The organism is Streptomyces spiramenti, assembly GCF_012034385.1.
Classification (GTDB): domain Bacteria; phylum Actinomycetota; class Actinomycetes; order Streptomycetales; family Streptomycetaceae; genus Streptomyces; species Streptomyces spiramenti.
Genome location: NZ_JAAVJB010000317.1, coordinates 1 through 4,531 on the forward strand (window position 1 = coordinate 1; position 4,531 = coordinate 4,531).

Consider the following 4,531-nt stretch of genomic DNA (forward strand, 5'->3'; position numbering starts at 1 on the left):
TGCGCTCGCTGCGCTACGTCGACCGCAGCGGTGACGGCGGCCCGCCGCCCGCCGCCGACGGGTCGTCCGAGCCGGTCCCCGCGGACGAACTCGCCCTGCGGCGGCTGCTGCGCGACTCCGTCCGCGGCATCGAGCCCTCGCCGGAAGCCCTGGTCGCGCTCCAGCGTGCGGTGCCCGCCCGCCGACGTCGCCGACGTCGGCTGATGACGGCGGCGACGACGGTCGCCGTGCTCGCCGTCGGCGCCCCGGTGACGCTGCACGCCGCCTCGGTCGTGGACGCGAACACCCGCACCGTCGGCGCGGGCAGCGACCGTGCCGCCGGTGACGGGAACCCGGAAACGGCGGAGATCGGCGACCGGTCCGGCTCGCCGAGCGACGGCGGGGGCGGCACGCGGGACGAGGCGTCGGCCGGCGAGGAGACCTCCGGCCCGGGCACCGACCCGGAGACCGGCGGACCGACCGAGCCGGGCCGTCCGGACAGCACCCGGCCCGAGGAGAGCGACGGCACCGCCGGCTCCTACCCCCGCTGCGACCGGGACCAGCTCGGTGACGCCGCCGCCACTCTCGCCGACCCGGACACCGACGGGGTGATCTACGGCGCGATCCGGGTGTCGAACATCTCCTCGTCGGTCTGCCGAGTACGAGGTACAGACGAACTGACGGCCACCGCCGTCCGCAACACGACCGCGGCGAACGTCACCTCGCCCCAGGTGGTGCTCCGCACCTCCGGTGACCGCGCCGTCCATCTCCCGCTGCCGGACCGCTGGGTCGAGGAGCTGGTGCTCCCGCCCGGCGAGGCGTACGAGATCCGCTTCGCGTGGGTACCCAGCCGTGGCGCGACCGACGGCGGCTGCTCGGTCCCGGAGCCGGAGCCGCTGCCCGCCGACACCGGGAGCGGCGCCGGCTCGTCCTCCGGCGGCTCCAACGGCGGCTCCTCCTCCGGCGGCGCCGGCGGAGGTTCGGACGACGAAACCGAGACCGGCGCCGCGGCCCAGGACGTCGACCCCGACGGCTCCGGCGACGACCCGCACGCCCCGGACGACGACGGCCCGTCCGGCGGCTCCGGCAGCGGCGGGGGCGGCTCAGGAGGTGCCGGCAAGACGTCCGGTGGCTCCACCGACGGAACCGGCGGCGGTTCGGGCAGCTCGGGAGCGGAGCCCGGCCCCGGCCCGGGCGGGCCCGGTGGCGCGGAGGCCGAGGGGGTCCTCGTCCGCTACACCCCGGCGTCCGGCACGCCGCGCGCCGCGCAGATCGAGCTGGTCGGCGTCTGCACCGGGAGCCTGCATCGCACCGGGGTGCTCGTCCCGACGGTCTGAGCGACCCCCGGCCGCCGACCCCCGGTCGCGGGGCGTAGGGCGGCGGGAGGGCCGTGGAGGTCGTCCCGGTACCGTGGGGTCGTGTACCGGTTTCTGCTGACCCCGCGCTGGTGGGCGATCAACGTCTTCGTCGCGCTCGCGATCCCCTTCTGCCTGTACATGGGCAGCTGGCAGCTGGGGCGGTTCGAGGACCGGGTCGAAGGCCACCGCGACAACCAGCAGCAGGTCGAGGCCGCGCGCGTCGCCGAGGCGGTGCCGCTGGACCGACTGCTGCCCCCGTCGACCGAGACCGTCGGCGAGGCGGCGACCGTCACCGGGACGTTCGACGCGGAGCACGAACTGCTGGTACCCGGGCGCACGCTCGACGGCGAGACCGGCTTCTACGTGCTCACCCCGCTGCAACCTTCCGACGGGAGCCGCGCCGTCCCCGTGGTCCGTGGCTGGCTCCCGGGCGCTCCCGACGCCGACGCGGTGCCGCCCGCGCCGACGGGCGAGACCGGGGTCGAGGGCATCCTCCAGGCCGCTGAGTCGCCCCGCGCCGTCAACGCCCCGACCGGGCTGCCCGGCGGGCAGATCGGCGTCATCGGCGCCGCGTCGCTCATCAACCTGCTGCCGTACGAGGTCGAGAACGCCTGGTTGACCGTGCGCGAGGCGGAGGACCCGATGACCGCCGTGCCGCCGGTGGCAGCCTCCGGCACGGGCCTGGACATCAAGGCGTTCCAGAACCTCGGGTACACCGCCGAGTGGTTCGTCTTCGCGGCGTTCACCGCGTTCATGTGGTTCCGGCTGTTCCGCCGCGAGGTGGAGACCATCCGCGACGCCGAGCTCGGCATCCACCCCGACAGCCCCCCGCCGTCCGCCGACGGCGCCCGCCCCGACCCCGAGGGGCCCGCCTCCCCGACCGCTCCCGCCGGTGACGGGAGCACGAGCGGCGGTGGCGCGGACACCGGTGGCGCGGACGGTGCCGAGGACCCGGAGCCGGGCGAGGCCACCGCCCCGCCGGCCACCCGCACAGAGGACCGCGCCGAGCCCGCCCGCAGCTGACGCCCGCCGGAGCGCACCGCCCGGCCGCGTCACCGGCGGCCGGGGCAGGCCCCGCCACCGGCGGCGCGAACCCGGTCGCCCCGCCGCCGTCCGTCAGGCGTCGGTCGCGGTGCCCTCCCCGGGCGCCGACACCCCGGACCCGTTCACCTGCTCCAGCATCCGGCGAGCGAAGTCGATCTCCATACCGACCTGCTTGATCCGCTCCTCCACCACCAGCGAGCCGTGCCCCGCGTCGTAGCGGTACTCCTCGAACACCGCGTCACGGGCGCGCAGCCGCGCGACGTAGTTGTCGATCTGCCGGATCGGGCACCGCGGGTCGTTGACGCCCGCCGTGATGTGCAGCGGCGCCGTGACCCCGTCCACGTACGTCAGCGGCGAGGACGCCTCCCAGCGCTCCGGCACCTCCTCCGGGGCGCCGCCGAACAGCGTCCGGTCCAGCGCCTTCAGCGCTTCCATCTCGTCCTCGTACGCCGCGACGTAGTCCGCCACCGGGACCGCCGCCACGCCCACCGTCCACAGCTCCGGCCGCGTCCCCAGACCCAGCAGCGTCAGGTACCCGCCCCAGGAGCCGCCGGTGAGCACGATCCGCGCGGGGTCCGCGAGCCCCGTCTCCACCGCCCAGGCGCGGACCGCCTCGACGTCCTCCAGCTCGATCAGCCCGACGCGGTGCTTCAGCGCGTCCGTCCACGCCCGCCCGTAGCCGGTCGACCCCCGGTAGTTGACCCGGACGACCGCGAAGCCGTGGTCGACCCAGGCGGCGGGCTGCGCGGCGAACGCGTCGCTGTCGTGCCACGTCGGGCCGCCGTGGACCTCGAAGACCGTCGGGAACGGCCCCTCGCCCGCGGGCCGCTGCACCAGGGCGTGGACCTCGCCGCCCGGGCCCTCCACCCACGCGTCCGTCACCGGCACCGACGAGGGCGCGGTCAGCCCCGGCGGGTCGAGGACGACGCCGCCCCCGGTGGACAGCAGCTGCGGGGGCTCCGCCGCCGAGGACCACATGTACTCGACGGTGCCGTCCGGGCGGGCCGTCGCCGCCGACACCGTGCCTGCCGGCGTCGCCACGCGCGTCAGCTCGCCGTCCGCCAGCCCGAGCCGCCACAGCTCGCTGCGGGCCCGGTAGGAGTGGACGAGCAGCAGCGCGGAGGCGTCCGGGTACCACTCGGCGTGGACGTCGCCCGGCAACTCCACCGGCAGCGCGCCGGTCCCGCCCTCGACCGGGTCCCAGACCATCGGCTCCCACCGGCCGCGCCGCTGATGCCCGACGAGCAGCCGCTGGTCGCCCTCGACCGGCGAGAACCCCATGACGGAGAGGGAGAGTTCCTCGGTGCCGCCCTCGGTGTCGTCCAGCTCCGCGACCAGCGTCCCGTCCAGGCGGACCACGCGCAGCGCTGAGTGCATGGCGTCGCCGTGCTCGGTGTGCTCGATGGCGATCAGCGTGCCGTCGCGGGAGAGGTCCCCCACGTCGGCGGTCTGCCGGTGCCGGTAGATCTCCACCGGCTCGGCACCCGGCGCGGCGACGTGCACCGTGGAGCCGTCCTCCTCGGTGCTCCGGCCGATCACGGCCGTGCCGTCGTGCCCCAGCGCCAGACCACCCGGGTACGAGGCCGCGAGGCCGGGCACCGCCGGCTCGTCCGGACCGCCCTCGAAGGGCTGGCGGACCCAGGTGCCGAACTCGTCCCCGTCGGTGTCCCGGAACCACCACAGCCACGCGCCGTCCGGCGTCAGCGTGCCGTCGGTCGTGCCGTTCGGGCGGTCGGTGGCCTGCCGCTTCTCGCCGGTCGACCTGTCCCAGGTGTAGAGCTCGAAGATGCCCGTCGCGTTGGAGACGAACAGGTTGCGGTGCGGGGCGTCCTCCGCCCAGTCCGGCAGGCTGGTGCGCGGAGCGCGGAACCGCTGCTCCCACCGCGGCGGCTGCGGCGTCGTGCTGTCGGTTCCGTTCGTGCCGGGGCCTGCGGGGTCGCCGGAGCCGCCGGAGTCGCTGCCGCCGTCGGGGGCGGGGACGCGGTCGGGGTGTACGCCGTGGTCGGGGTGATCAGCCATGGCCCCATTCTGCTGCCACCGCAAAGCCCGGCGGCAGTGGACCGTGTCCGGCTCCGCCGCTCCGCACCGCGGGTCGCACGCGCGGTGCGGCGGGGGACGCGCGTGGGGGCGGGCCGGAAGTCGGCCCGCCC

The 4,531-nt window shown here is 76.3% G+C and carries 3 protein-coding genes; 2 read left to right on the plus strand and 1 reads right to left on the minus strand.

Annotated features, from left to right (window positions below):
* The coding region (locus HCJ92_RS22375; RefSeq protein WP_167935421.1) for a hypothetical protein at positions 1-1,316 on the plus strand (1,316 nt) is incomplete at its 5' end.
* Positions 1,317-1,397: 81 nt separating this feature from the next.
* Positions 1,398-2,360, plus strand: a complete 963-nt coding sequence (locus tag HCJ92_RS22380) for an SURF1 family cytochrome oxidase biogenesis protein (RefSeq protein WP_167935422.1) — start codon at positions 1,398-1,400, stop codon at positions 2,358-2,360.
* A gap of 93 nt (positions 2,361-2,453) precedes the next feature.
* On the opposite strand, the gene HCJ92_RS22385 is transcribed toward HCJ92_RS22380, so the two are convergent.
* Positions 2,454-4,400: a S9 family peptidase gene (locus HCJ92_RS22385; protein WP_167935423.1), complete on the minus strand. Its 1,947-nt coding sequence runs from the start codon at positions 4,398-4,400 to the stop codon at positions 2,454-2,456.
* Positions 4,401-4,531 lie beyond the last annotated feature (131 nt).

Bases quoted from the DNA above. Each gene is read 5' to 3' on its own strand.
- HCJ92_RS22385 (WP_167935423.1), bottom strand. From the start codon at position 4,400: ATGGCTGATCACCCCGACCACGGCGTACACCCCGACCGCGTCCCCGCC.